Below are 23,518 nucleotides of genomic sequence, written 5' to 3' on the forward strand. Positions count from 1 at the left end.
TGGCCTAGGTTCGATAGGTGTCGATCACATCATACATGACCGGCTCGAAATTCTTACACAGCGCCGAGATATGTCTATTGCGCTCGCGCATCTCGGGCGTGCGTAACATCGCCTGAAAATCTTCGCGCTTCTCCCATTGAGAATAGTTGGCAATGCGCGTCTGCGCGTCATTCACATGTAGCCCCGCAGCAATAAAACCCGGCTGTTTGGAAATGAAATCCGCATAGGCTTCGTTCAGGGCATCTATGAGGTCCTGACACGTCCCCGGCGTCATTTCAAAGGTCGTGATAACAGTCTGGTAATCGTTGCGTTTGGCAATTGCTGGCATGAGGCCTCCTATTTCTAAGGCAAGCCTAACGCGACAAAGAGGCCCGAGGCCACTGATTTTTCCAAAGCACCCGCTAGGTCTGAAATCCGGGCGAATGTTCAACCTTTAAAAGAGTGAAAAGTTCAGGCATACTGCCCGCAAACAAAAGCCGCAAAAGTCGGCACTATGAGGCAAAGCATGAAACTCTTCCTGAAAGGCGCCGCGGGCGCTTTGTTAATTTCCGTGGTCACCTCCACCTCCGCAAGCGCGGGCGTCATTGCCAGCGCATGCGTAAGGTCCGACCGAGAGGCCGCATCCTGGCGCATGTGCACGTGTCTGCAGCACGTCGCCAATCAGTCGCTGTCTCGGGCCGACCAGCGCCTTGCGGCCAAGTTTTTCCGCGACCCGCATATGGCGCAGGAAATTCGCACGTCACGCGCGCGCTCGCATGAGATCTTTTGGGAACGCTACAAGGCCTTTGGCGACACCGCCGAAGTCATGTGCAAAGGCGTCTGATCGTCTGATCCGCATCCCTTTTGCGTTTAGTCTCATTTACGCATAGATTTGAGAAATCCAAATCTATGAGGGCGGAGCTATGCTCAAAAAAGGCGTCACATTGCGGGGGCTTGAGGTATTTGAGGCGCTGGCCACCCATGGCTCTGTCGCTCAGGCCTCAGAGGCGACGGGCCTGAGCCAACCTGCCGTCAGTCAGCAGCTGCGCAATCTGGAAACAGCCCTTGACGTCGCGTTGGTAGATCACGGCACGCGGCCGATGGTCTTGACGCCAGCGGGGCGGAATTTCCTGCGCCATACGCGGTCGGTTTTGTCAGAACTCAGGCTTGCGCAATCCGAACTTTCGGTGATGGACTTAACCCATCTAACATCCTTGTCGATTGGGATTATTGATGATTTTGACAATGACATCACACCGCGCTTGGTGACCGCTTTGGCCGAAAGCCTCACCAACTGCAGTTTCCGCATGGTGACGGCGGCCAGCCACGACATTCTCGCGGACCTTAAGGATCAAAGCCTACACCTCGGCGTTGCAGCGAGTTCCGGGGAAGTCCTTGAGGGCATTATAGAATATCCTCTCGTTCGAGATCCCTTCATCCTTGTGACGCCAACGTCCCAAACGCCACGCGGCAAGTCGGTCGAAGATATCATCCAAGACCTCCCCTTCTTGCGCTACGAACGCCGCCAGCTGATCTCACGCCAGATCGACGCGCATCTGTCGCGGTATAAACAAGACCTCGGAGACCGGTTTGAGATCGGCAGCCACATGGCCTTGATGGCCTGTGTCGCGCGCGGCATTGGATGGGCGATCACCACGCCATTGGGGTTCATGCGGGCGGCGCGGTTTCACGACGACGTAGTGGCGCATCCCCTACCCTTTGGACAGTTCCACCGTCAGATTTCTGTTTTTGCAAGCGCGGACTGGGCCGACGCCGTGCCGCTGAATGTACGACAGAGTCTGCGTCAGCTTGTGGGCGACCGCATGATCACTCCGTTGGTTCAAAAACAGCCCTTCCTTAAAGGCGAGTTGCGTCTACTGGACAACTAATCTGATTTTGATTTTCTTAAATCAGCCGATGTCGCGTTTCAGCCCATCGGCGCAGATTTCGATCAGGTCAAGCGCGCCATCGAAATCACGCGTGTAATAGGGATCGGGGACTTCGATCATGTCTGTGTCCCCATACTCCGTGAACAGCCGCACCGGAGTGTCATTCCCCTCAGGCCGCAGAGCCTCGATGTCGCGCATGTTGTTGGCATCCATGCCGATGATCAGGTCAAAATCCTCAAAGTCCCGCACCCTGAACTGCCGCGCCCGCAGGTCCGAGAAATCGTATCCCCGCCGCGCTGCTGCCTCTAACATCGGACCGTAGGGCGGCGATCCGACATGCCAGCCACCGGTGCCCGCGCTGTCTGTTTCGGCCTGAGATATCTCGCGAAATACCCCCTCAGCAGAGGCGCTGCGGCAAATATTTCCAAGACAGACAAAGAGCACCTTCATAGACTTCTTCCTTCGTGCAATGTTGAGGCGACAGTATCACCAGCACAGGCCGCCCTCTATGACCAATATCGTGATCCTCACCGGCGCAGGCATTTCGGCGGAAAGCGGCCTTGGCACCTTTCGCGACGAAGGCGGACTTTGGGCGCAGCATCGGATCGAGGATGTGGCGACACCCGAAGGCTTTGCGCGCAATCCGAAGCTGGTGCATGACTTCTATAACGCGCGCCGTGCCCAGGCCGCAGAGGCCGTGCCAAACTCCGCGCATCTTGCTTTGGCAGAATTAGAGGCAAAACTGGACGGCCAGATGTTGATCGTCACGCAAAACGTTGATTCCTTGCATGAAAAAGCCGGAAGCGTATCAGTCCTGCACATGCATGGTCGCCTGAATGGCGCCCTCTGTGCGTCTTGCGATCATCGCTGGGAGGCTCCGCTCAGGATGACCCCGTCAGACGCCTGCCCTGCCTGCGGTGCAACCAGCACACGCCCCGATGTGGTCTGGTTCGGAGAGATCCCTTACCACATGGACCAGATCGCCGAGGCACTGAGCAAAGCCGACGTCTTCGTCTCGATCGGCACGTCAGGCGAGGTCTATCCGGCGGCGAATTTTGTCGCCGAAGCCGATCATTTCGGAGCCCATACCATTGAGTTGAACCTGGAACCCTCAGCAGGCGCCTCGCGGTTTGCGGAATGTCGCTTTGGACCGGCCTCAGAAATTGTGCCCACTTGGGTGCAGGAAGAACTCGCACGATAAAGAAAAGGCCAGAGAAACCTCTGGCCTGTCTGTGCAGTTTTAGCTTGGCTTAGTGGTCGTGGCCCCCGCGGCCGCTGTGATCTTCGCCATGGTTCATGTGTTCGTGTCCCATGCCAGCTTTGCGTTCCAGATCGACGGGGATTTCCACCACTATCTCTCCGGATTTCTCGAAGGTGAATGTGACGGTCAGTACGTCGCCTTGCTCCCAAGGCTGGGTCAGCCCCATGAACATGACGTGGTCGCCACCACGGTCCAGCATACGTGCGCCTTCGGCAGGCACTTCGAAGCCTTCTTCGACGTGCATCATTTTCATCACGCCGTCGCCAATCTCCATGTGTGTGTGCAACTCAACACGTGCCGCCGCGTCGGACGTGACAGAGATCAGGCGATCCGCCTCATCGCCGTGGTTCATGATGGTCATAAAGGCAGCGCCTGCCTTTGCAGCTTTGCCAGCAGAGCGCGCGTAAGGGTCGTGGATCATAATATGCGTGTCGGCAAAAGCAGGCACAGCGAAAGAAGCAGCAGCGACAGCCGCAAGGGTCAGGGATTTGACGGACATAGGAGTCTCCGGCGTAGGATATTGGTTTGAAAGGAAAAGAGGGGTTCAAACCAGGGTCGGAGGCCCACGCGCAGAAGGGGAAAGACGCGCAATAGACGCGGCTTGGCGCTTGGTGAAACAGCAGAGGCGCGTCGCAGAGAATTCTGCGGCCACGAGCACAACGGCGTCTCCGCCCAGAGCGTGCTGCAGCATCAAAGAGAACTCGGGGCAGATATGGCTTTCGCCAGTTGGTTCTCCGTTCTCGTCGATGGCCACCATGACAGGACCAGCGCCGGTACAAAGCTCCATAAAGCCCGCAGGCCCCGATGCCCCACGCGCAATCGCCATGCTGTGCCCCGTCAGGGTCAGCACAAAGATCAGCACAAAGGCGATATGAGAACGAAGCCGAGTCATCTCGGGCGGTATATCCGCTGAAAGCCGCATTTGAAAAGCGACAAAAGGAAACAGCCCCGCCTGAGATCAGACGGGGCTTAAATCACTGTCCAGTGATGGACGAGATCAGCTTAGGCTTGAGCAGCCTGCGCTTTTGCGATCTCTTTTTTGATTTTCAGAGCGTTGTCAGACAGCTCGCTGTCTTTTGCTTTCGCCATGAACGCGTCCAGACCACCGCGGTGGTCGACAGTGCGAAGAGCCGCTGCAGAGATGCGCAGCTTAACGCCACGGCCCAGCACTTCGGATTGCAGGGTCACGTCGTTCAGGTTCGGCAGGAAGCGACGCTTGGTTTTGTTGTTGGCGTGGCTGACATTGTTGCCAGTCATTGGGCCTTTTCCGGTCAGTTCGCAACGGCGCGACATGGGTTCATCCTCGTGTTTCGGTCAAAAGGCCAATCGAGGCCTTTGAATACAAATGGGCGCCGCTTTAGACAGCGCCCGGAATTTCGTTGGGCGTCTTTAGGCCTGAATCCGGGCGAGGTCAAGTGATTCACGACAGGTAAATGACAATCGCGCAGAGGCTTTTGCGTATTTACCAAACCTGCCTAGAAAATCCTAGGCTTGCGGGATGTGCAGCGCCTTAAGCACGCGGTCAGCAGCCGCACTTGGGCTCAGCTTGTTTTCGGCCACATCCGCAGCCAACCCGTTGATTTCCTGCAGGGCTTTCGGGGTTTCCAACTGTGCCAGAACCGTTTGCCGCAGCTCTTCGATGAACCAATGGCGGGCCTGAGCGGCGCGTCGGCTGTCCCACTGTCCCTGTGCGCGCCGCCATGAGGTCAGCTCGCACATTTGCGCCCAGGCTTCATCAAGACCGTTTTCCTCAATCGCTGAAACGGTCATGGCCTTAGGGAATCCTTCGGGATCCTGTGGGCGCTTGCGCAACAGACGCAGCGCTCCGGAATAATCCGCACAGGTGCGGGTGGCGGTGGCCTTGAGGTCTCCGTCGGCCTTGTTCACGAGGATCAGATCCGCCATTTCCATGATGCCGCGTTTCACGCCTTGCAGTTCGTCGCCGCCGGCGGGGGCCAAGAGCAAGAGAAAAAGGTCCGACATCTCTGAAACAACCGTTTCGGACTGCCCGACCCCAACAGTTTCGATCAGAACAACGTCAAAATTCGCAGCCTCACAAAGAGCAACCGCCTCGCGAGTCCGCCGCGCTACACCGCCCAGATGGGTCTGGCTGGGGGATGGGCGGATAAATGCGTGCTTGTCGCGACTAAGGCGCTCCATGCGTGTCTTGTCGCCAAGGATCGAGCCGCCAGAGCGCGCCGAGGACGGATCCACCGCAAGCACCGCCACGCGCATGCCCTGCGCGGTCAGAAACATGCCAAAGCTCTCGATAAACGTAGATTTCCCGACCCCCGGCGTGCCAGACAGGCCGATCCGGATCGCCTGTCGGCCTGCAGGGCGCAAGGCGTCCAACAGCGCAGCCGCCTGTTCGCGATGATCACTGCGCCCGCTTTCCACCAGAGTGATCGCCCGCGCCAAAGCCCGGCGGTCTTGGTTCAAAATCCTGTCCCGAAGTTCAGTGATATCCATTGCGGTCGCGATCCTATGGTCTTTGGGCTGCTTTCATGCCCGCGCAGGGTGGCTCTGTCCAGCCCAACCTCACAGCCTGGCGTCTCTGTCGCATCGGATTGGCGCTTTACGCCCCCTTGGGCTTGCCCGATAAAGCAGCATGACCGAGCTGCCGATCCACTCTGCCATCCCAGACCTATTGCGCGCCTTGCGCGATACAGGACATGCCGTTTTGCAGGCGCCTCCGGGGGCGGGGAAAACAACGGTCGTGCCGCTGGAAATGCTGCGGGCGGGGCTGGCCAATGGCAAGATCCTGATGCTGGAACCCCGTCGCCTCGCGGCGCGGGCAGCCGCTGAACGCATGGCGCAGACTTTGGACGAATCCGTCGGCCAAACCGTCGGATACCGCGTCCGCGGAGAGACCAAAACCTCAAAGGCCACCCGCATCGAGGTCGTCACCGAAGGCATCCTGACTCGCATGCTACAAACCGACCCTGAGTTGACAGGCATTGGCGCCGTCATATTCGATGAATTTCACGAGCGATCTTTGAATGCCGACCTTGGGCTTGCCCTGTGTCTTGAGGTTCGCGAGGCCCTAAGGGACGACCTGATCCTGCTGGCCATGTCCGCAACCTTGGACGCAGCACCCGTCGCGAAACTCATGGGCGACGCGCCGATGATCTCGTCTGAAGGGCGCAGCTTTCCGGTTGAAACGCGCTGGCTCGACTCACCTTTGCGCAAAGACATGCGCTTGGAACAGGCTTGCGCCGCGCTCATTGAGAGGGCTGTTGAGGAAACCGAAGGCGGCGTTCTGGTCTTTCTGCCCGGTGAAGGCGAAATCCGCCGTGTCGCCGCGCAGCTGTCTTTGCCACTTGATTGCCAGATCCACATGCTCTTTGGTGCGATGGATTTCAAAGCCCAACGGGCCGCCATCCAACCCGCGTCTTCCGGGCGAAAGGTCGTATTGGCCACATCAATCGCCGAGACCTCTCTGACCATTCAGGACGTCCGCGTTGTCGTGGACGCAGGCCGCGCGCGGCGGGCGCGATTTGATCCTGGTTCTGGTATGTCACGGCTGGTCACCGAAAAGGTCACCCGCGCCGAGGCCACGCAACGCCAAGGGCGGGCGGGTCGCGTTGCCGAAGGTGTCTGCTATCGGCTTTGGACCAAAGGAGAGGAAGGCGCATTGCAGGCCTACCCTCCGGCCGAAATCGAAAGCGCAGACCTGACTGGGCTGGCGCTGGAACTGGCGCAATGGGGGGCAGAAGCTGCTGACCTTGCTTTCCTCACACCCCCGAATGCGGCCACGCTGTCTGAGGCGCGCGCGCTTTTGGCAATGCTAGGCGCACTGGATGCACGCGGACAGATCACAGATCATGGCCGCGCGATTGCCAAGCTGCCACTGCACCCGCGCCTTGCGCATATGCTTTTGACCGCAGGCCAGCGGGCCGCACCGTTGGCCGCTCTATTGGCGGCTCGAGATCCGCTGTCTCGCGGCGCGCCCTGCGACCTTGGCCTACGAGTCGAAGCGCTCGCAGACTTGAAAGGTTTCGAAAGCCGCCGTCCCTATCAAGTCAACCGCGGCGCCCTTCACACGATCAAAGACGAGGCCAAGCGCCTTGCCAAAGGGATTGCCGCATCATCCCCAATGAGCCTCGGAGAGATGGCCGCCCTCGCCTATCCCGACCGCATCGGATTGCACCGCAAAGGCGATGCGCCGCGCTTTGTGTTGTCCGGTGGCAAGGGGGCTATCATGGCCGAAGACGACCCAATGGCCTCGGCGCGATTGATCGTGGCAACGGATCTGGACGGCAATCCACGCGAGGCCAAGATCCGGCAAGCGGTGACCGTCAGCGAGGCCGAAATCAGAGGTCTCTTTGGCGACGGGATTGCATGGGAAGAGACCTGCAGTTGGTCCAAACGCGAAGGACGCGTTATTGCGCGCAGGCAAGAACGACTGGGCGCAATCGCGCTGTCAGACCAAATCTGGAAAGACGCCCCTGACGAAGCCGTCGCCATGGCGATGCTCGATGGGGTACGCGAGATCGGACTGGTGCTGAGTGACGCGGCCAACAGGTTCATAGCGCGTGTCAACTTAGCCCGAGATGAAGGCGAAGACCTCCCCGATATGTCACTAGACGCGCTTTTGGACACGCTCGAGGATTGGCTGCTCCCCTATATCAACGGGATCAAAACCACCGCCCAATGGCGCAGTTTCGACTGCCTGAATGCCCTGCGCGCGCGTCTGGACTACGCCCAAACCCAAACGCTAGACCGTCTCGCACCGGCGCATTTCACCACACCTTTGGGAAACAAAATCCCAATCGACTACGCCGGTGAACATCCCGAAATCAGCCTCAGACTCCAAGAGCTCTTCGGCCAGACCACCCACCCGATGGTGGGCAGAACCCCTCTACGAGTCACACTGCTCTCGCCAGCACGCAGGCCGGTGCAAACCACGCTGGATATCCCCGGCTTTTGGGCCAGCTCATATGCCGACGTGCGCAAAGACATGCGGGGCCGCTATCCCAAACACCCCTGGCCCGAAGACCCGACTCAAGCCGACCCCACCCTGCGCGCAAAACCGCGCAAGTAGACCCTTTTCTCTTGCTCAAAATATCCTTGGGGGAATTGGCCCTAAGCCAAGGGGGCAAAGCCCCTATCCAGCCCTATTTCCCCAAACACCAGCGCATAATCGCCTTCTGCGCATGCAGACGGTTTTCAGCCTCATCAAAGATCACCGAATGCGGGCCATCCATGACCGAAGACGTCGCCTCTTCGTCACGGTGCGCTGGCAAGCAGTGCATGAAAAGCGAGTCGGGTTTCGCGTGACTCATTAGAGCATCATCCACCTGATACGGCCGCAGCAAATTGTGCCGACGTTCCCGCGCGGATTGCGCGTCGTGCATTGACACCCAAGTGTCCGTGACCACCAAATCAGCGCCTTCAACGGCCTTCTGCGGATCCCTCTCGATCACAACATTACTGCCTTTGGAACGCGCCAGTTCCAGAAATTCTTCTTCAGGGTCAAGCTGTTCCGGCCCGGTGAAGGTCAGATCAAACCCGAACTGACCTGCCGCATGGGCAAAGCTTGCAAAGACGTTGTTGCCGTCACCCGACCACACAACCTTTTTGCCTTTGATCGAGCCGCGATGCTCTTCATAGGTCAGGATATCGGCCATGATCTGGCAGGGGTGCGTGCGATCCGTCAGGCCATTGATCACCGGCACATCTGCGTATTCCGCGAGTTCCAGTAGCGTCTGCTCTTCAAACGTCCGGATCATGATCAGATCCACATAACGGCTCAGAACCCGCGCAGTGTCGGCAATCGTCTCGCCATGACCAAGCTGCATTTCTTTGCCTGACAGCACCATCGTCTGCCCGCCCATCTGGCGCACGCCAACGTCAAAGGACACGCGAGTCCGGGTCGAGGGTTTTTCAAAGATCAGTGCGACCATGTGGTTGGCCAGAGGCTGATCCGCATCCGGTGTGCCCTTAGGCAGACCCGCGCGCGCCTCTTTCATAGTGCGCGCTGTGTCGATCATCGACCTCAGATCCGCAGGATCGGTTTTGTGAATATCTAGAAAATGGGTCATGTCTCGGCCCTCAAGCTTTGGCTGTCAGAGACTGTGCGGCCGCATCGATACGCGCGACAGCCTCGGTAATTTCGTCGTCAGAGATGTTCAGAGGCGGCAGCAAACGCACCACATTGTCAGCGGCTGGCACGGTGACCACGAGGCTCTCATAGCCCGCGTTCACCACATCCATGCAGTTCACTTTGCATTTCAAACCGAGCATCAAACCCGCGCCGCGAACACCTTCGAAAACATCAGGATTGGCTGCCACCAGACCTTCGAGTTTCTGGCGCAAAAGCCCCGCGCGACGGTTCACGTCTTCAAGGAACTCAGGCGTTGCGACCTCATCCATCACCGCATTGCCCACAGCGCACGCCAGCGGGTTGCCGCCATAGGTCGAGCCATGGGTGCCAGCGGTCATGCCAGAGGCCGCGTTTTCCGTTGCCAAAACAGCGCCCAGAGGGAAGCCCCCACCGATGCCTTTTGCGACCATCATGATATCAGGCGTGATGCCTGCCCATTCATGCGCAAAGAGTTTACCTGTCCGGCCCACGCCACATTGGACTTCGTCCAGGATCAACAAGATGCCTGCCTCATCGCAAAGCGTGCGGATCGCGCGCAGATCGGCGTCATCCATCGGGCGAATGCCGCCCTCGCCTTGCACAGGCTCAAGGATGACGGCGGCTGTCGTCTCATCAATCGCGGCTGATAGGGCGTCGACATCTCCCCAAGGCAACTGGGTGAACCCTGGCAGCAATGGACCAAAGCCCTTGGTCATCTTCTCGCTACCCGCTGCCGCGATGCCGGCGGAAGACCGGCCATGAAACGCGCCTTCAAACGCGATGATCTGGGTCTTTTCGGTCTCGCCCTTCTCATACCAATATTTCCGCGCCATTTTGACGGCGAGTTCACAGGACTCGGTGCCGGAATTGGTAAAGAAGACCGTATCCGCGAAACTCGCGTCAACCAGCTTGGCCGCCAGAGCCTCTTGCTGTGGGATCTGATAGAGGTTGGACACATGCCACAGGGTTTCCGCCTGATCGGTCAAAGCGGCGACCAGTTTCGGGTTCGCATGCCCCAAGACATTCACGGCAATCCCTGCGCCCAGATCCAGAAAACGTCGGCCATCCGCCTCGATCATCCAGCAGCCTTCGCCTTTGACGAAGTTCAGCGGGGCCCGATTATAGGTCGGTAGAACAGCGGGGATCATAGCGTGGTCCTTTTTCTAGAACGTTGTGCGTGCAACACAGGACAGGAACTGTCAACGGCTGTGCGCAGGCTTGCGGTGTTTTACGGATGTTTAGTGAGGTTTGGTCGGCATTTCGCCAACACGAAAGGCGCGCCTGCAGGTCAAGTGCAGGTTGGATATTTATCGCAGTCGTCGGACGCGGATATATGTCGCAAGAATCGCCATAGGCCGCTGATACACGCACATCTGGCGTTTGAGAACCCTCTTTGAAATCCCATCTCGCGGGCAATGCGTGCTTTCCCCTTGCAGAGCCTTCGCGAAAGGCGCACCACTCGGGACATGACCGTGAAGCCCAATCCTCCTCTTGCTGCAGCCCTGACTGTGCTTGCCTCTAGTTTTGTGGCGGGTACGACCCTCTTGGCCAAAGCCCTCGGCACCGAAGCACTGGGGCCGCCGCTCCATGCGTTTCAGATCAGCCAGGGGCGCTTTATCTTTGCCCTGATCGCGATTTCCACGGCGGTTTTGATTGTGCGGCCCAGGTTCAAGCGCACGCATCTGGGGCTTCATGTTGGCAGGTCCACCTTTGGCTGGGGCGGCGTCACACTGATGTTTGCAGCCGCCGCCTTCATTCCCCTGTCAGACGCCACAGCGATCAGTTTCCTCAACCCCGTGATTGGCATGTTGCTCGCAATCCCATTGCTAGGTGAGCGGATTGGCAAATGGCGCGTGATGTCCGCGATCATCGCCTTTGCCGGCGCCATGCTTTTGACCCGCCCGAGTGCTGGCGTGATCGAATTCGGAGCGCTTTTGGCTTTGGGGTCAGCTGCTCTTCTAGGGGCGGAGCTGATTTTCATCAAATTGCTGAGCGGACGCGAAGGGCCGCTCCAGATCCTTTTGGTCAACAACATCATTGGCTGCACAATTGCGTCAGCCGTGGCCTATTTCGTCTGGATCTCACCCACGCCCCTGCAATGGGTGGCGCTGGCGGGCGTCGGGTTCCTGATGGCGGCAGCGCAGAGCTGTTTTATCAACGCGATTGCCCGCGCGGACACGGGCTTTGTCGCCCCGTTCTTTTACACCACACTGGCGTTTGCCACGCTTTATGACGGCCTCGTCTTTGGCGTCATTCCCGATATCATCAGCATATCGGGCGCGCTTTTGATCATCGCGGGCTCGGCAATCCTCGTCTGGCGCGAGACGGTGAATGCGCAACAGGTCAAATGATTCTGAAATCCTGGGCTGATTCCTGATTCTGCGCCTTGTAACTGCGCGTGGCGTGACTAAAATAGGTGACTGACCGAAAAAGCGGCGCAGCCTGCCCGCATGCCACCGATAAAGGCAAGGAACCAAAGATGTCCTGGACTGATGAGCGCGTCGAGCTTCTGAAAAAAATGTGGGGCGAAGGCCAATCGGCCAGCCAGATCGCCAAGGAACTTGGCGGCGTGACCCGTAACGCTGTGATTGGCAAAGTCCACCGTTTGGGCCTGTCTAACCGCGCGACCACGTCGACCAAATCTGACAGTGCAACGAAGGCCGAAGCAAAACCGAAGGCTGCACCAAAGCCCAAGGCCGCAGCCAAGCCCAAGGCCGACCCGATGCCAGAGATGAAGACCGAACCTGCGGTGCCTCAGCGTCCGGCGGCAACTCCGGCAAATCGCAAGGCGATCATTCCTGCGGGCCAACCTCTGCCGCCGCAACCTTCGGCCAATGAGATCAGCCCAGAAGCGCTGGCCAAGGTGAATGAGGTCGAGAAGAAAGCTAAAAAGCTGACTTTGATGGAACTTACAGAGCGCACCTGCAAATGGCCTGTCGGCGACCCAGCCACAGATCACTTCTGGTTCTGCGGTCTGCCGGTGCAAGCAGGCAAACCTTATTGCGAAGCCCACGTAGGCGTGGCCTTCCAGCCAATGTCTTCGCGCCGCGATCGTCGCCGCTAAGTTCGGTTTCAGAATTCAAAAAAGCCCCGGTTCTTTGCCGGGGCTTTTTGTTTGGATTTGGGCTGGATCAGTTGCCGCCCAAGAGGTTCTTCAAGCGATTGCCGACCTCTTCTTCAAGCTTGTTCTGAAGCTCTTGTTCGAGGTTTTGACCCAAATTTTCGACTTGATCCGCAGTCGTGCCCAGCCGATCTGCGACGGCCTCGGCGGCCTTTTCCTCGAGTTTGTCGATCTCTTCCTGAAAGTTCTGTTTTGCCACGGCTTCAAGGTCTGGGCGAATGCTTGGGGACGCCCAAGGGCCCGTCACGCGAACAGGGAAAGAGAAGCCTGTGTCTGACTCATTCTTCAGTTGCGGCGTAAATGTATAATCCAAGTTCTGCGCGCCAAGGCCGATGGTGCCTGCGCCCTTGGCTTGCACATTCGGCAGATCCATCAGCAGATCATTATTGGTCAACACACCCGCATCAATTGTCCAGCTTGCGCTCATTGAGTCAAAAATAGTCGTGCCGGAATTCGGACGCCCCCGGAACAATTGGTCCAGATCCAGTCCCGAAATGGTCCCGTTCCCGACTGACAAAGATCCATCACCACGCAAAGAGTTCATGATCGCATCAACAGAACTGCCTGACCCCACAAAGGCCATGCGGGCGTTGGCAGCGCCTGTAAAGCGGTCGCTTCCAATCAGGTCTGACAAAAGGCCCTGCAGCGCAAGGTCGCTCATGGTCATGTCGCCGCCCACGGAAAAACCGCTGCGGTTGTTGGCCACGAACTGGCCCGTGACAGTGCCCTCATAGCCGGTCAACTGATGAAGCGTCGCCACCGCGCGGGAATTGTCGACATCGATGGCAACGCGCGAGGAGCCAAAGTTCAGGCTGCCAAGATCGATAGAGGAGGCAGACAGAGTGATCTTGCCGTCAAACAATCCTAAGGCGCTTGCGTCGATTGGATCGGAGGGCCAGCCCGTGCTTGCCTCGGAAGAGCTCGCGCCCGCCGTCTCGCCACCCAAGTAAGGTTTCAGATCAAGCGCGCCCGCCGAGATGCTCGCGACAACATTCGGCTTGCCTGAAAAGTTAACGTCCGCTTCGGCACTTAGGTCATTGCCGTCCAGCGTGATACGTCCACCGCGCAGGCTGAAAACACTGTCCTTGGTCAGAGTCACCAGTCCTTTGAAATCGGTTGGCGGCAGACCTGCATCGGCTTGGCCAAGGGCTGCAAACAGCTCGGACGGGCTCGGCAGCTCTGCGCTGAACTGACCATCGGCTTCGGGCGTTGTAGAGGCCAAACCATCAAAGCTGAGCTTGTTTTGGCCCACGTCTGCGGCCAGTTTCACCTGTGTCACATCGCCTGCGATCAGGTCGTTCAGGTCTCCGATTTCGATGCTCGTCTCAATAGGAGCACCGCCCATGACAACCGTGGCGGCCAGAGTCGCGGCGCCTTCGCCCCAACCGAAGTCTGCAGTCAGATCGGGGATTTCCAGATTGGTGCCTTTGGGATCCAGATAGCGAATACGCGCGTTCGTGATCTGGATCTGATCCAAGGTAAAGGCCGCGCTCTCTTCGGCCCCCTCATCGGTCGCGGCAATTGCGTCCGCCGCGGACTGACCGGTGAAATCATCCCAGTTGGCCTGCCCCGCTCCATCCTGTTCCAGCAAGATATCCGGCGCGGTCAGCGTGATGTTTTTGATATGGGTTGTTCCGCCGATCAGCGCCATCGCATCTACGCCGATCTTGGCACCTTCTGCCTGAAACATCGGACCATTCGAAGACCAGCTCGCATTTGACAGCGTGACCGGTCCAGTCGAGATCCCCAAGGTCGGGAAAAAGCTCAGCTGCACATCGCCTTCGATGATCAGATCACGCCCGAATTGCTCTTTGACCTGATCCGAGGCCAGCCGCGCGATTTGCTGGCCGGGCAAGAAGAAAATCAGCGCGCCGACGGCGATGACCAAGACAGCAACAATAGAAAGAAGGATGCGAAGAATGCGGAACATAGGAGCCCTCTGGAATTAGCTGCGTTATCGGTAGCCGCTGAGAAGGTCTTGGGCAAGTCCGGAGGCCTGTGCCTTGGGCGATAAGGCGCTTGGATCGCCCGACACAGCGTTCAAAGCCATAAAAACTTGGCTATCGAACCCGCACATATGGTTTGAATCCCTGAGCAAAAGCACTGTTCTATCCAGAGCCTAGCGTTCCCCACAAATCATATTCCCCCGCCTCATCGACAGTCACCGTCACCAGATCTCCAACCGACAACCCGTCGGTTCCCTCATCAATAAAGAGGTTCCCGTCAATCTCAGGCGCATCCGCTTTGGTCCGACAGGTCGCGATCCCGTCCTCATCGATATCATCGACAATGACCTGTTGAACCGAGCCGACTTTCGCCGCCAGCTTGGCCTCAGAGATCGCCTGTGCTTTCTCCATAAAGCGCTCCCAGCGGTCTTGCTTGACCTCAGGCGCCACGTGATCCGGCAAATCATTGGACCGCGCGCCATCCACATTCTCGTATTGAAAACAGCCCACGCGATCCAGTTGGGCCTCATCCATCCAATCCAAAAGGTGCTGGAACTCGGCCTCGGTTTCCCCCGGATAACCCACGATAAAAGTCGAGCGCAGCGTGATGTCCGGGCAATCGGATCGCCATTTCGCGATCTCATCCAACGTCTTTGCCGTATGCGCCGGCCGCGCCATGCGTTTGAGCGTGTCAGGGTGGGAATGCTGAAACGGGATATCCAGATAAGGCAGGATCAGCCCCTCTGCCATCAGCGGGATCAGGTCGCGCACATGCGGATATGGGTAAACGTAATGCAGACGCACCCACGCGCCAAACTGCCCCAATTCCCGCGCTAGATCGGTGATATGGCTGCGCACCTCGCGGTCTTTCCATGGGTGCATCGAATATTTCCGATCCAACCCATAGGCGGAGGTGTCCTGAGAGATCACCAAGAGTTCTTTAACCCCGGCCTCCACCAGCTTTTCCGCCTCTCGCAGAACAGCATGCGCAGGACGGGACGCAAGTCTGCCTCGCATGTCGGGAATGATGCAGAACTTACACTTGTGGTTACAGCCCTCGGAAATCTTGAGATAGCTGTAGTGGCGCGGCGTCAGTTGCACGCTGGAGCTGGGCAGAAGGTCGATAAAGGGATCCGGCGACGGTGGCACTGCACCATGCACAGCATCCAGCACCTGCTCATATTGATGCGGGCCGGTGACGGCGAGGATTTTGGGGTGATGTTCGCGGATGTAGTCGGGCTCGGCTCCAAGGCAGCCGGTCACGATGACTTTGCCGTTCTCGGCGAGGGCCTCGCCGATGGCATCCAGGCTCTCGGCCTTGGCGGAATCCAGAAAGCCGCAGGTGTTCACAATCACCGCATCCGCGCCGGAATAGTCGGGAGAGATGCCATAGCCCTCGGCCCTAAGCCGCGTGAGGATCCGCTCACTGTCCACAAGCGCTTTGGGGCAGCCGAGGCTGACCATGCCGATGGTCGGCTGACCGGCGCGGGTGTCAGAAGAGACCTGCGCGCTGGCAAGGTCCGGGCGGAGATTTGGTGGGTTTTGCGACATGGGGAGGCATGTAGCGGGTTTCATGGGGTTTGGGAATTCCCAAATGTCGGTTATCCGTGCGCGTCCAAATAGGCCGCCACGCAATCCTGCACCCGCCGAAACCGGTCGCCGCCGAGTTTCACACCGCCATACCAGCGGGTGACGACGATCAGGTGATCCGTTAATTCCGCGCGCTCCAGCATCCGCACAATCACCAGCCCCGCACCGCTTTCGCCGTCGTCGCCCTTAAGCGGGGTGCCATCCGACAGGACCGCAGCCCAAGTGTTATGCGTGGCCTTAGCGAACTTCTTGTTGCGTTTAAGGTCCTTGAGCGCGGCATCAATGTCTGCGCGGTTTTCAACAGGGCATCCGCTGACCGCATATTTGCTACCGCGATCCGTGACCACATTGAGGATCTGCTTCACCTAAAGCCCCTGAACCGTCTCTGTCACAACAGCGATCCGCTGCGCATTGGGCGGGTGGGTGCCGAGGAAACGGTCGCCGGGATCAGGGATGCGTTCAAAGAATTGCGCGCCCCGGATGGCGTTGTATCCCGAGCGTTGCGTCAGGATCGCGCCAAGGCGATCGGCTTCGAGTTCGTGGTCCTTTGAATAAGCGCGTGCGCCGACCGTGGTACCGAGATCCATGCCGATGTCGACAGCAGATTGCCCCCCGCCTAAGACAATCGCAATCGCACCGCCCAGGATCGCGCCGGTGGTCGCGGTGGTACGCGTTTCGGCAATGTGGCCTGCGATATGGTGCGCCGCTTCATGGCCCAGAACAAAGGCCAACTCATCGTCGTTCTGAAACTCTGGCAGGATCTGCGCGGTAAATGCGAGGATCGGTCGCCCATTGCGATCCAGTGTTTGATAGGCGTTTGAGCCTTTGGCTGGATCCTCATCCAGAATAATGGCGAAATCGCAGTTCACGTTTGAGGCCACGCGTGCCACACATTCGCGTTCGATGACGGGTTCCATGCGGCTGACCACGCGCGTGTATCGAGCTTCGTCGCTTGCGCTAGGCCCCACGGGCGTGGATTGCGCAGGCGGCGCGCTGGTTGGCTCTACGCATCCGGCCAAGACGGATGACGCCAATAATAAAGCTGAAAGTTTTAAATGCATCGATGGGCCTCTGTTCTTGGCCACAAATATAGGCTCTGAGTGCGCGCAATTCCAAGTCACTTTCCAATGATGTCTTGCAAGCGCGCATCGGCGCGTTAGGCTGGCGATATGTTTAGTATCGAGCACGAATTTGACAGCACCGTTGTGACGCTTGTTGATGAAAAGGGCGCGCATCTTCAAGAGGATGTGGTGATCAACCTTTTTGAAGACTGCATCACCATCGAACAATATGACGAGCGCAGCGACCGGGTGCAGAAGATCACCCTGTCCATTGATATGGCCGAGGATCTGGCCGCCGCGTTGGACCTGCCTGAGGGCGTTTACAAGATCGCGCGCGACTAAGGAGAAAGCGACATGGCGACCGGGTTTTTCTGGGCGGAAGAGACCTTTTGGCACGCAGGCGGCAACTATGCGCTGACACTGCCGGTCGGCGGATTGGTGCAGCCCATGGTCGCCGGAGGCTTGCCAGAGGGGCCGGAGACCAAACGTCGGTTTAAAAACCTTTTGGACATCACCGGGTTGGCCGAAGAGCTGGTCATGTCGGGCGCAGAAAGCGCCAAATGGGATGACCTCGCCCGCGTTCATCCAGAGAGCTACCTCAAGGAATTCAAAGCCACCTCGGATGCGGGGGGCGGAGAACTGGGCCTGCGCACGCCCTTCGGCCCTGGTGCTTTTGAGATCGCGGCCCGCTCAGCAGGTCTTGCCAAGGCCGCCGTTGCCGCCGTCGCAAAAGGCGAGCTCAACAACGCTTATGCGCTCTGTCGTCCGCCGGGGCATCATTGCTTGCCCGATTGGCCTAACGGGTTCTGTTTGCTCAATAATATCGGCATCGCGATTGAGGCCGCGCAGGCCGAGGGCCTGATGCCACGCGTCGCGGTTCTTGATTGGGACGTCCACCACGGCAATGGCACAGAGGCGGTGTACTACGACCGAGGCGACGTGCTGACAATCTCGATCCATCAGGAAAAGAACTATCCGCTGGATACCGGAGACATCGCGGATCGCGGGCGCGGTGCTGGGCTTGGGGCCAATATCAACATCCCCCTGCCGCCGGGTGTCGGCCATGACGGATATCTGACGGTCATGCAAGACATCGTGCTGCCCGCTCTGCACGATTTCGCGCCGGATATGATCATTGTCGCCTGCGGCTTTGACGCATCGGCCTTTGATCCCCTCTCGCGGATGCTGGCCACGGCCGAGACCTTTGCCGCGATGACCAAACAGGTGATGCGCCTCGCCGATGATATCTGCGACGGTCGCGTGGTCTGCGTGCATGAGGGCGGCTATTCCGAGGCCTATGTCCCGTTCTGCGGCCATGCAGTCATGACCGAACTGGCCCAAAGCGAGATCGCAGCCCCCGACCCAATGGAAGCCACCCTGCGCACCCGCCAACCCAACGCGCGGACGCAGGCGTTTTACGCCGAGCTGATCCGCGAAATGGCGGAAACCTTCAAAAACCCACCCCCGAAAGGTTGAAATCACGTCAGGAACAATGACATCTGGCCTAAGACTTTTCTGAAAGGCCCCGTCATTTATGCCTGACCGCAACCAAGCCGCCCTCGATTTCCTCCTGTCGCGCCGGTCCCGTCCGCAAAAGACGCTGATCGATCCGGTGCCAGATCGCACTGCGTTGGAGCCGATCCTAACGGCCGCGCTGCGCACGCCGGATCACGGAAAACTCGAGCCCTGGCGTTTGATGGTTCTGGACCGCGCGGCTTTGGCAAAGCTCGCCCCAATGGCACGGAACTGCGGCCTGCGGCTGGGCAAAGACCAAGCCGATATCGACAAAGGGGCTATCCAATTTGAAACCAGCGGCCTCGCCGTGGTCGTTGTCGAAAGCCCTGTCATCTCAGAGAAAATCCCACAGATCGAACAGACCTATTCTGCGGGTGCCGTCTGTCTGGCGCTCTTGAACGCAGCCTTGGCCGCCGGATGGGGCGCAAATTGGCTGTCGGGCTGGGCGAGCCACGACCGGGAATTCGTCGAACAAGGCCTCGGCCTTGCGCCACATGAGCGCGTGGCAGGCTTGATCCACATCGGGACTGAGAAATCCGCACCCCCAGAGCGCCCACGTCCTGATATAGAGGCGAAAGTCACATGGCACTCGGCGTAATATTTTCCAGCTTTTTCAAGGCACTTGGACAGCTGGGAGACCCTCGGTTTCGAAATGTGCTGTTTCTGGGGCTTGGCCTAACAATCGGGCTGTTGATCGCAGCTTATTTCGGGCTTTTGGCAGTGCTCAACACACTCGGCCTCTATGATCTGGCCGCGGCCCAAATGGGCGAAGGCGGATGGGGCGCGTGGATTATCAACGCGACCTCTTTCTTTGCGATCATCCTGCTGTCGGTCTTTTTGATGGTGCCCGTGGCTTCGGCCTTTACGTCGCTCTTCCTTGACCGCATCGCGAGCGCTGTTGAGGACAAACATTTCGCCTATCTACCGCCCGCTGATCCGGTGCCCTTCAGCGAAGCAATGAAAGACACGGTGAACTTCCTAGGAGTTCTCATCGGAGCCAACATATTGGCTTTGCTGATCTATTTAGCGCTGCCGCCCTTTGCACCGCTGATCTTTTGGGGACTGAACGGCTTCCTTCTGGGCCGCGAATATTTCTTCATCGCCGCCATGCGCCGTATTGGCCGTGACGGCGCCAAAGAGCTGCGCCGCGAACATTTCGCCACCATCTGGCTCGCGGGAACGCTGATGGCGATCCCGCTGTCGGTGCCCTTGGTGAACCTCTTGATCCCGATCTTGGGGGCCGCGACCTTCACCCACCTGTTTCACACTCTGGAAGAGCGCTCTTAGCCCTCAACGCGGGTCAGGTCGGCGACCGAGCCGCACAGCACGCGAATGCGATTGAGCAGGTTCAGGCGATTGCGGCGCACCACGTCGTTGTCGCTGTTGACCTGCACGGCCTCAAAGAAAGCATCAATCGGCGCGCGCAGACCTGCGAGGCCGGCCATGGCGGCGGCGAAATCCTCGCCCCGGATGGCCTCGGCAATCGGAGCCTCGAACTTGTCGAGCGCTGCAAACAGATCTTTCTCAGCTGCGTCTTCGGCGAATTTCACCTCGGCCCCAAAGGAATATTCGACGCCATCCTTTTCCTCGGCTTGGGTCAGGATGTTGTTGGCGCGTTTGAAGCCCTGCAGCAGGTTTTCCCCGTCATCCGTGCCAAGGAAGGCCTGCAACGCCTGCGCCCGGTTCACGAGCAGCGCGATGTCGTCATTGCCCTCCATCGCGATGCAGGCGTCGATGACGTCATGGCGAATGCCCTGATCGCGCAGGAAGACTTTGAGGCGGTCGTGGAAGAAGCCCAACAGGTCATCGGAAATATCGGGAACAGGCGCAACGACCTCTGGTGCTCGGCTTTCAGCCGACTTCTGTTTGATCGTCTCAAGAGCTGCACCAAACACGCCATGTCGCGCGATTTCGGTCAACAGATCTTTGAGCAAGGCCGTTTCGCCACTGTCCAAAGTATCTTCGTTCAACTTCACTTTGTGGCGAATAAGCTGGGTATCAAAAAAGCGATCCAATTTGGTTTGAACGCCATTCTCAAGCACCAACCGAATAACCCCCAACGCCGCACGACGCAGCGCGAACGGATCCTTCGACCCCGTTGGTTTTTCATCAATCGCCCAGAAGCCCGTTAGAACATCCAGTTTATCCGCCAGCGCCACGGCCACAGACACCGGCGCGGTCGGCACATTATCCGATGGCCCCAGCGGCGAATAATGCTCAGTCGCCGCCGCCGCGACTTCCGACTCATGACCCGCGTATTCCGCGTAATATTGCCCCATCAGACCCTGCAGCTCTGGGAACTCATAGACCATCTCAGAGCTGAGATCCGCCTTGGCCCAGCGCGCGGCCTTCTCGGCCAGATCCGCATCCGCCCCCACAATCGGCGCGATCTCACGCGCGAGGGCTGCGATGCGGTCGATCCGCTCGCCCTGACTGCCGAGTTTATTGTGGAAGGTCACATGGGTCAGCTTCTCAAGCCACTCGCTCGCGCCGGTTTTGGCGACACGCACATCGTTCTCCCAGAAGAACTTGGCATCCGACAGACGCGCGAACAGAACCTTCTGGTTGCCCGCCAGAATGGTCGCGCCTTGGTCGGCGGTCTCGCGGTTGGCGACGGTGATGAATTTCTCGATACGGCCCGTTTTGGGGTTCTTCACGGAAAAGAACTTTTGGTGTTCTTTCATCGAAGTCTGCAGCACCTCTGGTGGCAGGCCGAGGAAGTCCTCGGCGATGTCGCCCATCAAGGTCACAGGCCATTCCACAAGTCCCGCAACCTCGGCCAAAAGGCCTTTGTCCTCAACCACGTCTAGGCCTTGTGCAAAGGCAAGGTTCTGCGCATCGGCCCAGATCGCATCGGCGCGTTCGGTGGCATTCAGGATCACATGATTGCGCTTTAGCTGCGCTTCATAGTCCTCAAAAGAGGTCACCGCAAAACGGCCATTGCCCATGAAGCGGTGGCCTTCGGTGGTATCGCCAGCGGCAATCCCATCCACATCCATCGGCACAACAGTGGATCCGGCTTCATCCGTGATCAAACACAGGATCGAATGCAAAGGCCGCACCCAACGTAAGGCCCCTGCCCCCCAGCGCATCGCCTTGGGCCATGGGAAATTTCGGATGGTTTCTTCCAGAACCTCAGCCACAATCTCGGCAGCCGGTCGCCCGGCTTTCTCGATGGTCGCAAAGTAAACCGCGCCCTTGGGCGTGTCGCGTTCTTCAAGCTGATCCATGGTGAGGCCAGCACCGCGCAAAAAGCCTTCGATCGCCTTTTCCGGCGCGCCCACCTTGGGGCCTTTGCGCTCTTCGCGCACCGTTGGGCTTTCCGCGAGCATCCCCTCAAGCGCGAGGGTCAAACGCCGCGGGGTCGAAAAGCTGGAGGCATGCGCATATGTCAGACCCGCGGCCACCAACCCATCGGTCACGCGCTTTTTCAGATCCTCGGCGGCCCGCGCCTGCATACGCGCGGGGATTTCCTCGGAGAAAAGTTCAATCAAAAGATCGGGCATATCACTCAGCCTTCGGGTTGCGGCGGACAGCCCGCCGGAGCGGGATCGCCGTCAAAGACGGTCTCTCCGCAAGGGTTGATCTGGTGCCAGGCAAAGCCTCGGCCGTCGGGCATCACAGCGATCACGCGGTCGATGCCATAGTGAATGTTTTCGGTGCCCAGAAAGGCCAGTGCCTCGCCGCTGGACAGTGCCGCGCCGATTTCATCCGCGTTGAAACAGTCAAACCAACCCGGCGCCACATTCGGCACGGCTTTGTCATAGGGCTTGTAGGTCTCGGTCAGCAGAGGCTGGCTCATGGTCGTCGTGAAACACGCGCGATAGCGGATCGGAGAGCTCTCGGCGTCAATCGCTTCAAAGTTCTCATAGAGGATCACTTCGGGCTGATTGCTGGCCAACAGGGTCATCTGAACGTCCGCGTTGCCCGAGGCCTCTACGGGTTCATAAAAGGCATAGACCTGAAACACATAGAGCGCGATGCCCGCTGCCAATGCCGTCATAAGAATGAATGCTCCGACGATTTTTCCGTTCACGCGGCCGCTCCGCCACCTGCTTCGGTCAAGACAAAGGCATCCGCGCATTTCTTGGCTAGCGCCCGCACACGGCCAATGTAGGCCTGACGTTCCGTAACAGAAATCACGCCACGCGCATCGAGCAGGTTAAAGATATGGCTCGCCTTGATGCATTGATCATACGCCGGATGCGCCATGATGATGCGTTTGCCTGTTTTGGGATCGTCGTGCTCTTGGCTCAGGATCGCTTCGCATTCCGCTTCAGCTTCCTCAAAATGGCGCAAAAGAACTTCGGTATTCGCAACGTCGAAATTCCAACGCGCGTATTCTTCTTCGGTTTGCTTGAACACATCACCGTATTTCAAGGCAATCGGCGCAGATGGGTCGTTAAACGGCATATCCATTACGTGGTCGACGCCCAGAACATACATCGCAAGACGCTCCAGACCATAGGTCAGCTCGCCGGACACCGGATGGCAATCATGGCCGCCAACCTGTTGGAAATAAGTGAACTGGCTGACTTCCATTCCGTCGCACCACACTTCCCAGCCAAGCCCCCAAGCACCGAGCGTAGGGCTTTCCCAGTCATCCTCAACAAAGCGGATGTCGTGAAGCTCCATATCGATGCCGATCGCCTCAAGTGACCCAAGATAGAGCTCTTGCAGGTTCGGCGGGCTGGGTTTGATCAGCACCTGATACTGATAATAATGCTGCAAGCGGTTGGGGTTCTCACCGTAGCGCCCATCGGTCGGACGGCGTGAGGGCTGAACATAGGCTGCGGCCCAAGGCTTGCTGCCCAAAGAGCGCAGGGTGGTCGCCGGGTGAAACGTGCCCGCGCCCACTTCCATGTCGTAAGGCTGCATAATCGCACAGCCCTTTGCCGCCCAGTACGCCTGAAGCCGCAAAATGATCTCTTGGAAAGACTTGGGTTTACCGTCTGTCATTGCTCTGCCTTGCCCATATCAAACGCGTTTAGTTCCTATGCGCAACACACCGGCGGGTCAATTGCACGAAAGCTCAATTTTCGAGTGCATGCCCCTTGAGAATTGTTAAAAC

General features: G+C 58.5%; 25 protein-coding genes. 10 read left to right on the top strand and 15 right to left on the bottom strand.

Going from position 1 to position 23,518, the window contains the following annotated elements; translation table 11 throughout:
- Positions 1-4: 4 nt before the first annotated feature.
- Positions 5-328: an antibiotic biosynthesis monooxygenase family protein gene (locus WG622_RS08120; protein WP_209355601.1), complete on the bottom strand. Its 324-nt coding sequence runs from the start codon at positions 326-328 to the stop codon at positions 5-7.
- 177 nt (positions 329-505) lie between these two features.
- Here WG622_RS08120 and WG622_RS08125 point away from each other — a divergent pair, with 177 nt between their 5' ends.
- Positions 506-823: a hypothetical protein gene (locus WG622_RS08125; protein WP_209355600.1), complete on the top strand. Its 318-nt coding sequence runs from the start codon at positions 506-508 to the stop codon at positions 821-823.
- A gap of 79 nt (positions 824-902) precedes the next feature.
- Entirely contained in the window at positions 903-1,868 is a 966-nt protein-coding gene (locus WG622_RS08130; RefSeq protein ID WP_339403134.1) for a LysR family transcriptional regulator, read from the top strand.
- Between the two features lie 21 nt (positions 1,869-1,889).
- On the opposite strand, the gene WG622_RS08135 is transcribed toward WG622_RS08130, so the two are convergent.
- A complete protein-coding gene (locus WG622_RS08135; protein ID WP_339403135.1) occupies positions 1,890-2,318 on the bottom strand; it encodes a low molecular weight protein-tyrosine-phosphatase in 429 nt (142 codons plus the stop codon).
- A gap of 58 nt (positions 2,319-2,376) precedes the next feature.
- Between WG622_RS08135 and WG622_RS08140 the strand changes: the two genes are divergently transcribed.
- On the top strand, positions 2,377-3,069 hold the full coding sequence (locus WG622_RS08140) for an NAD-dependent deacylase (RefSeq protein WP_339403136.1): 693 nt from the start codon (positions 2,377-2,379) through the stop codon (positions 3,067-3,069).
- Between the two features lie 49 nt (positions 3,070-3,118).
- Here WG622_RS08140 and WG622_RS08145 read toward each other — a convergent pair whose 3' ends face one another.
- The 4 genes from WG622_RS08145 to meaB form a co-directional block, all read right to left on the bottom strand.
- Positions 3,119-3,628 (bottom strand): copper chaperone PCu(A)C, encoded by a 510-nt coding sequence (locus WG622_RS08145; protein WP_339403137.1) that lies wholly within the window; start codon positions 3,626-3,628, stop codon positions 3,119-3,121.
- Positions 3,629-3,673: 45 nt separating this feature from the next.
- Complete coding sequence (locus WG622_RS08150; RefSeq protein WP_339403138.1) at positions 3,674-4,021, bottom strand: hypothetical protein; 348 nt, start codon at positions 4,019-4,021, stop codon at positions 3,674-3,676.
- Positions 4,022-4,131: 110 nt separating this feature from the next.
- The gene (gene rpmB / locus WG622_RS08155) at positions 4,132-4,422 is read right to left on the bottom strand and encodes a 50S ribosomal protein L28 (RefSeq protein WP_209355594.1); all 291 of its coding nucleotides are present in this window, start codon (positions 4,420-4,422) and stop codon (positions 4,132-4,134) included.
- Positions 4,423-4,614: 192 nt separating this feature from the next.
- Positions 4,615-5,598 carry a methylmalonyl Co-A mutase-associated GTPase MeaB gene (gene meaB, locus WG622_RS08160; RefSeq protein ID WP_339403139.1) on the bottom strand — a complete coding sequence of 328 codons (984 nt, stop codon included), beginning with the start codon at positions 5,596-5,598 and terminating at the stop codon, positions 4,615-4,617.
- A 139-nt stretch (positions 5,599-5,737) separates the two neighbouring features.
- On the opposite strand from meaB, the gene hrpB reads away from it, so the two are divergent.
- A complete protein-coding gene (gene hrpB / locus WG622_RS08165) occupies positions 5,738-8,173 on the top strand; it encodes an ATP-dependent helicase HrpB (RefSeq protein ID WP_339403140.1) in 2,436 nt (811 codons plus the stop codon).
- 73 nt (positions 8,174-8,246) lie between these two features.
- Here the strand turns inward: hrpB and argF are convergent, their stop codons facing one another.
- Both argF and WG622_RS08175 read right to left on the bottom strand, forming a co-directional pair.
- The gene (gene argF, locus WG622_RS08170) at positions 8,247-9,173 is read right to left on the bottom strand and encodes an ornithine carbamoyltransferase (RefSeq protein ID WP_339403141.1); all 927 of its coding nucleotides are present in this window, start codon (positions 9,171-9,173) and stop codon (positions 8,247-8,249) included.
- 10 nt (positions 9,174-9,183) lie between these two features.
- Positions 9,184-10,362: an aspartate aminotransferase family protein gene (locus tag WG622_RS08175; RefSeq protein WP_339403142.1), complete on the bottom strand. Its 1,179-nt coding sequence runs from the start codon at positions 10,360-10,362 to the stop codon at positions 9,184-9,186.
- A gap of 324 nt (positions 10,363-10,686) precedes the next feature.
- On the opposite strand from WG622_RS08175, the gene WG622_RS08180 reads away from it, so the two are divergent.
- Positions 10,687-11,565, top strand: coding sequence for a DMT family transporter (locus WG622_RS08180; RefSeq protein WP_339403143.1), 879 nt, complete (start codon positions 10,687-10,689; stop codon positions 11,563-11,565).
- 128 nt (positions 11,566-11,693) lie between these two features.
- A complete protein-coding gene (locus tag WG622_RS08185) occupies positions 11,694-12,278 on the top strand; it encodes a GcrA family cell cycle regulator (protein WP_209355588.1) in 585 nt (194 codons plus the stop codon).
- Between the two features lie 67 nt (positions 12,279-12,345).
- Here the strand turns inward: WG622_RS08185 and WG622_RS08190 are convergent, their stop codons facing one another.
- From WG622_RS08190 to WG622_RS08205, 4 genes are all read right to left on the bottom strand, one after another.
- Positions 12,346-14,265, bottom strand: a complete 1,920-nt coding sequence (locus WG622_RS08190) for an AsmA family protein (protein WP_339403144.1) — start codon at positions 14,263-14,265, stop codon at positions 12,346-12,348.
- A 178-nt stretch (positions 14,266-14,443) separates the two neighbouring features.
- Entirely contained in the window at positions 14,444-15,832 is a 1,389-nt protein-coding gene (gene rimO, locus WG622_RS08195) for a 30S ribosomal protein S12 methylthiotransferase RimO (protein ID WP_339403262.1), read from the bottom strand.
- Positions 15,833-15,882: 50 nt separating this feature from the next.
- Positions 15,883-16,236: a YigZ family protein gene (locus WG622_RS08200; protein WP_339403145.1), complete on the bottom strand. Its 354-nt coding sequence runs from the start codon at positions 16,234-16,236 to the stop codon at positions 15,883-15,885.
- Positions 16,237-16,932 carry a M48 family metalloprotease gene (locus WG622_RS08205; RefSeq protein ID WP_339403146.1) on the bottom strand — a complete coding sequence of 232 codons (696 nt, stop codon included), beginning with the start codon at positions 16,930-16,932 and terminating at the stop codon, positions 16,237-16,239.
- A 108-nt stretch (positions 16,933-17,040) separates the two neighbouring features.
- Here WG622_RS08205 and WG622_RS08210 point away from each other — a divergent pair, with 108 nt between their 5' ends.
- The 4 genes from WG622_RS08210 to WG622_RS08225 are packed head-to-tail and all read left to right on the top strand — an operon-like array spanning position 17,041 to position 19,734.
- A complete protein-coding gene (locus tag WG622_RS08210; RefSeq protein ID WP_209355584.1) occupies positions 17,041-17,274 on the top strand; it encodes a DUF8831 family protein in 234 nt (77 codons plus the stop codon).
- 12 nt (positions 17,275-17,286) lie between these two features.
- Complete coding sequence (locus WG622_RS08215) at positions 17,287-18,408, top strand: class II histone deacetylase (protein WP_339403147.1); 1,122 nt, start codon at positions 17,287-17,289, stop codon at positions 18,406-18,408.
- A 58-nt stretch (positions 18,409-18,466) separates the two neighbouring features.
- Complete coding sequence (locus tag WG622_RS08220) at positions 18,467-19,045, top strand: nitroreductase family protein (RefSeq protein WP_339403148.1); 579 nt, start codon at positions 18,467-18,469, stop codon at positions 19,043-19,045.
- The gene (locus WG622_RS08225; RefSeq protein WP_339403149.1) at positions 19,030-19,734 is read left to right on the top strand and encodes an EI24 domain-containing protein; all 705 of its coding nucleotides are present in this window, start codon (positions 19,030-19,032) and stop codon (positions 19,732-19,734) included. The genes WG622_RS08220 and WG622_RS08225 overlap by 16 nt, the downstream gene beginning before the upstream one ends.
- On the opposite strand, the gene glyS is transcribed toward WG622_RS08225, so the two are convergent.
- Genes glyS through WG622_RS08240 form a run of 3 tightly spaced genes read right to left on the bottom strand, consistent with a single transcriptional unit; the run spans position 19,731 to position 23,406 of the window.
- Positions 19,731-21,953 carry a glycine--tRNA ligase subunit beta gene (gene glyS / locus WG622_RS08230; RefSeq protein ID WP_339403150.1) on the bottom strand — a complete coding sequence of 741 codons (2,223 nt, stop codon included), beginning with the start codon at positions 21,951-21,953 and terminating at the stop codon, positions 19,731-19,733. The genes WG622_RS08225 and glyS overlap by 4 nt on opposite strands.
- Before the next feature lie 5 nt (positions 21,954-21,958).
- On the bottom strand, positions 21,959-22,483 hold the full coding sequence (locus tag WG622_RS08235; protein ID WP_339403151.1) for a DUF6446 family protein: 525 nt from the start codon (positions 22,481-22,483) through the stop codon (positions 21,959-21,961).
- A complete protein-coding gene (locus tag WG622_RS08240) occupies positions 22,480-23,406 on the bottom strand; it encodes a glycine--tRNA ligase subunit alpha (RefSeq protein ID WP_339403152.1) in 927 nt (308 codons plus the stop codon). Before WG622_RS08240 ends, WG622_RS08235 begins: the two co-directional genes overlap by 4 nt.
- Positions 23,407-23,518 lie beyond the last annotated feature (112 nt).

Source organism: Cognatishimia coralii (assembly GCF_037478305.1).
GTDB lineage: Bacteria > Pseudomonadota > Alphaproteobacteria > Rhodobacterales > Rhodobacteraceae > Cognatishimia > Cognatishimia coralii.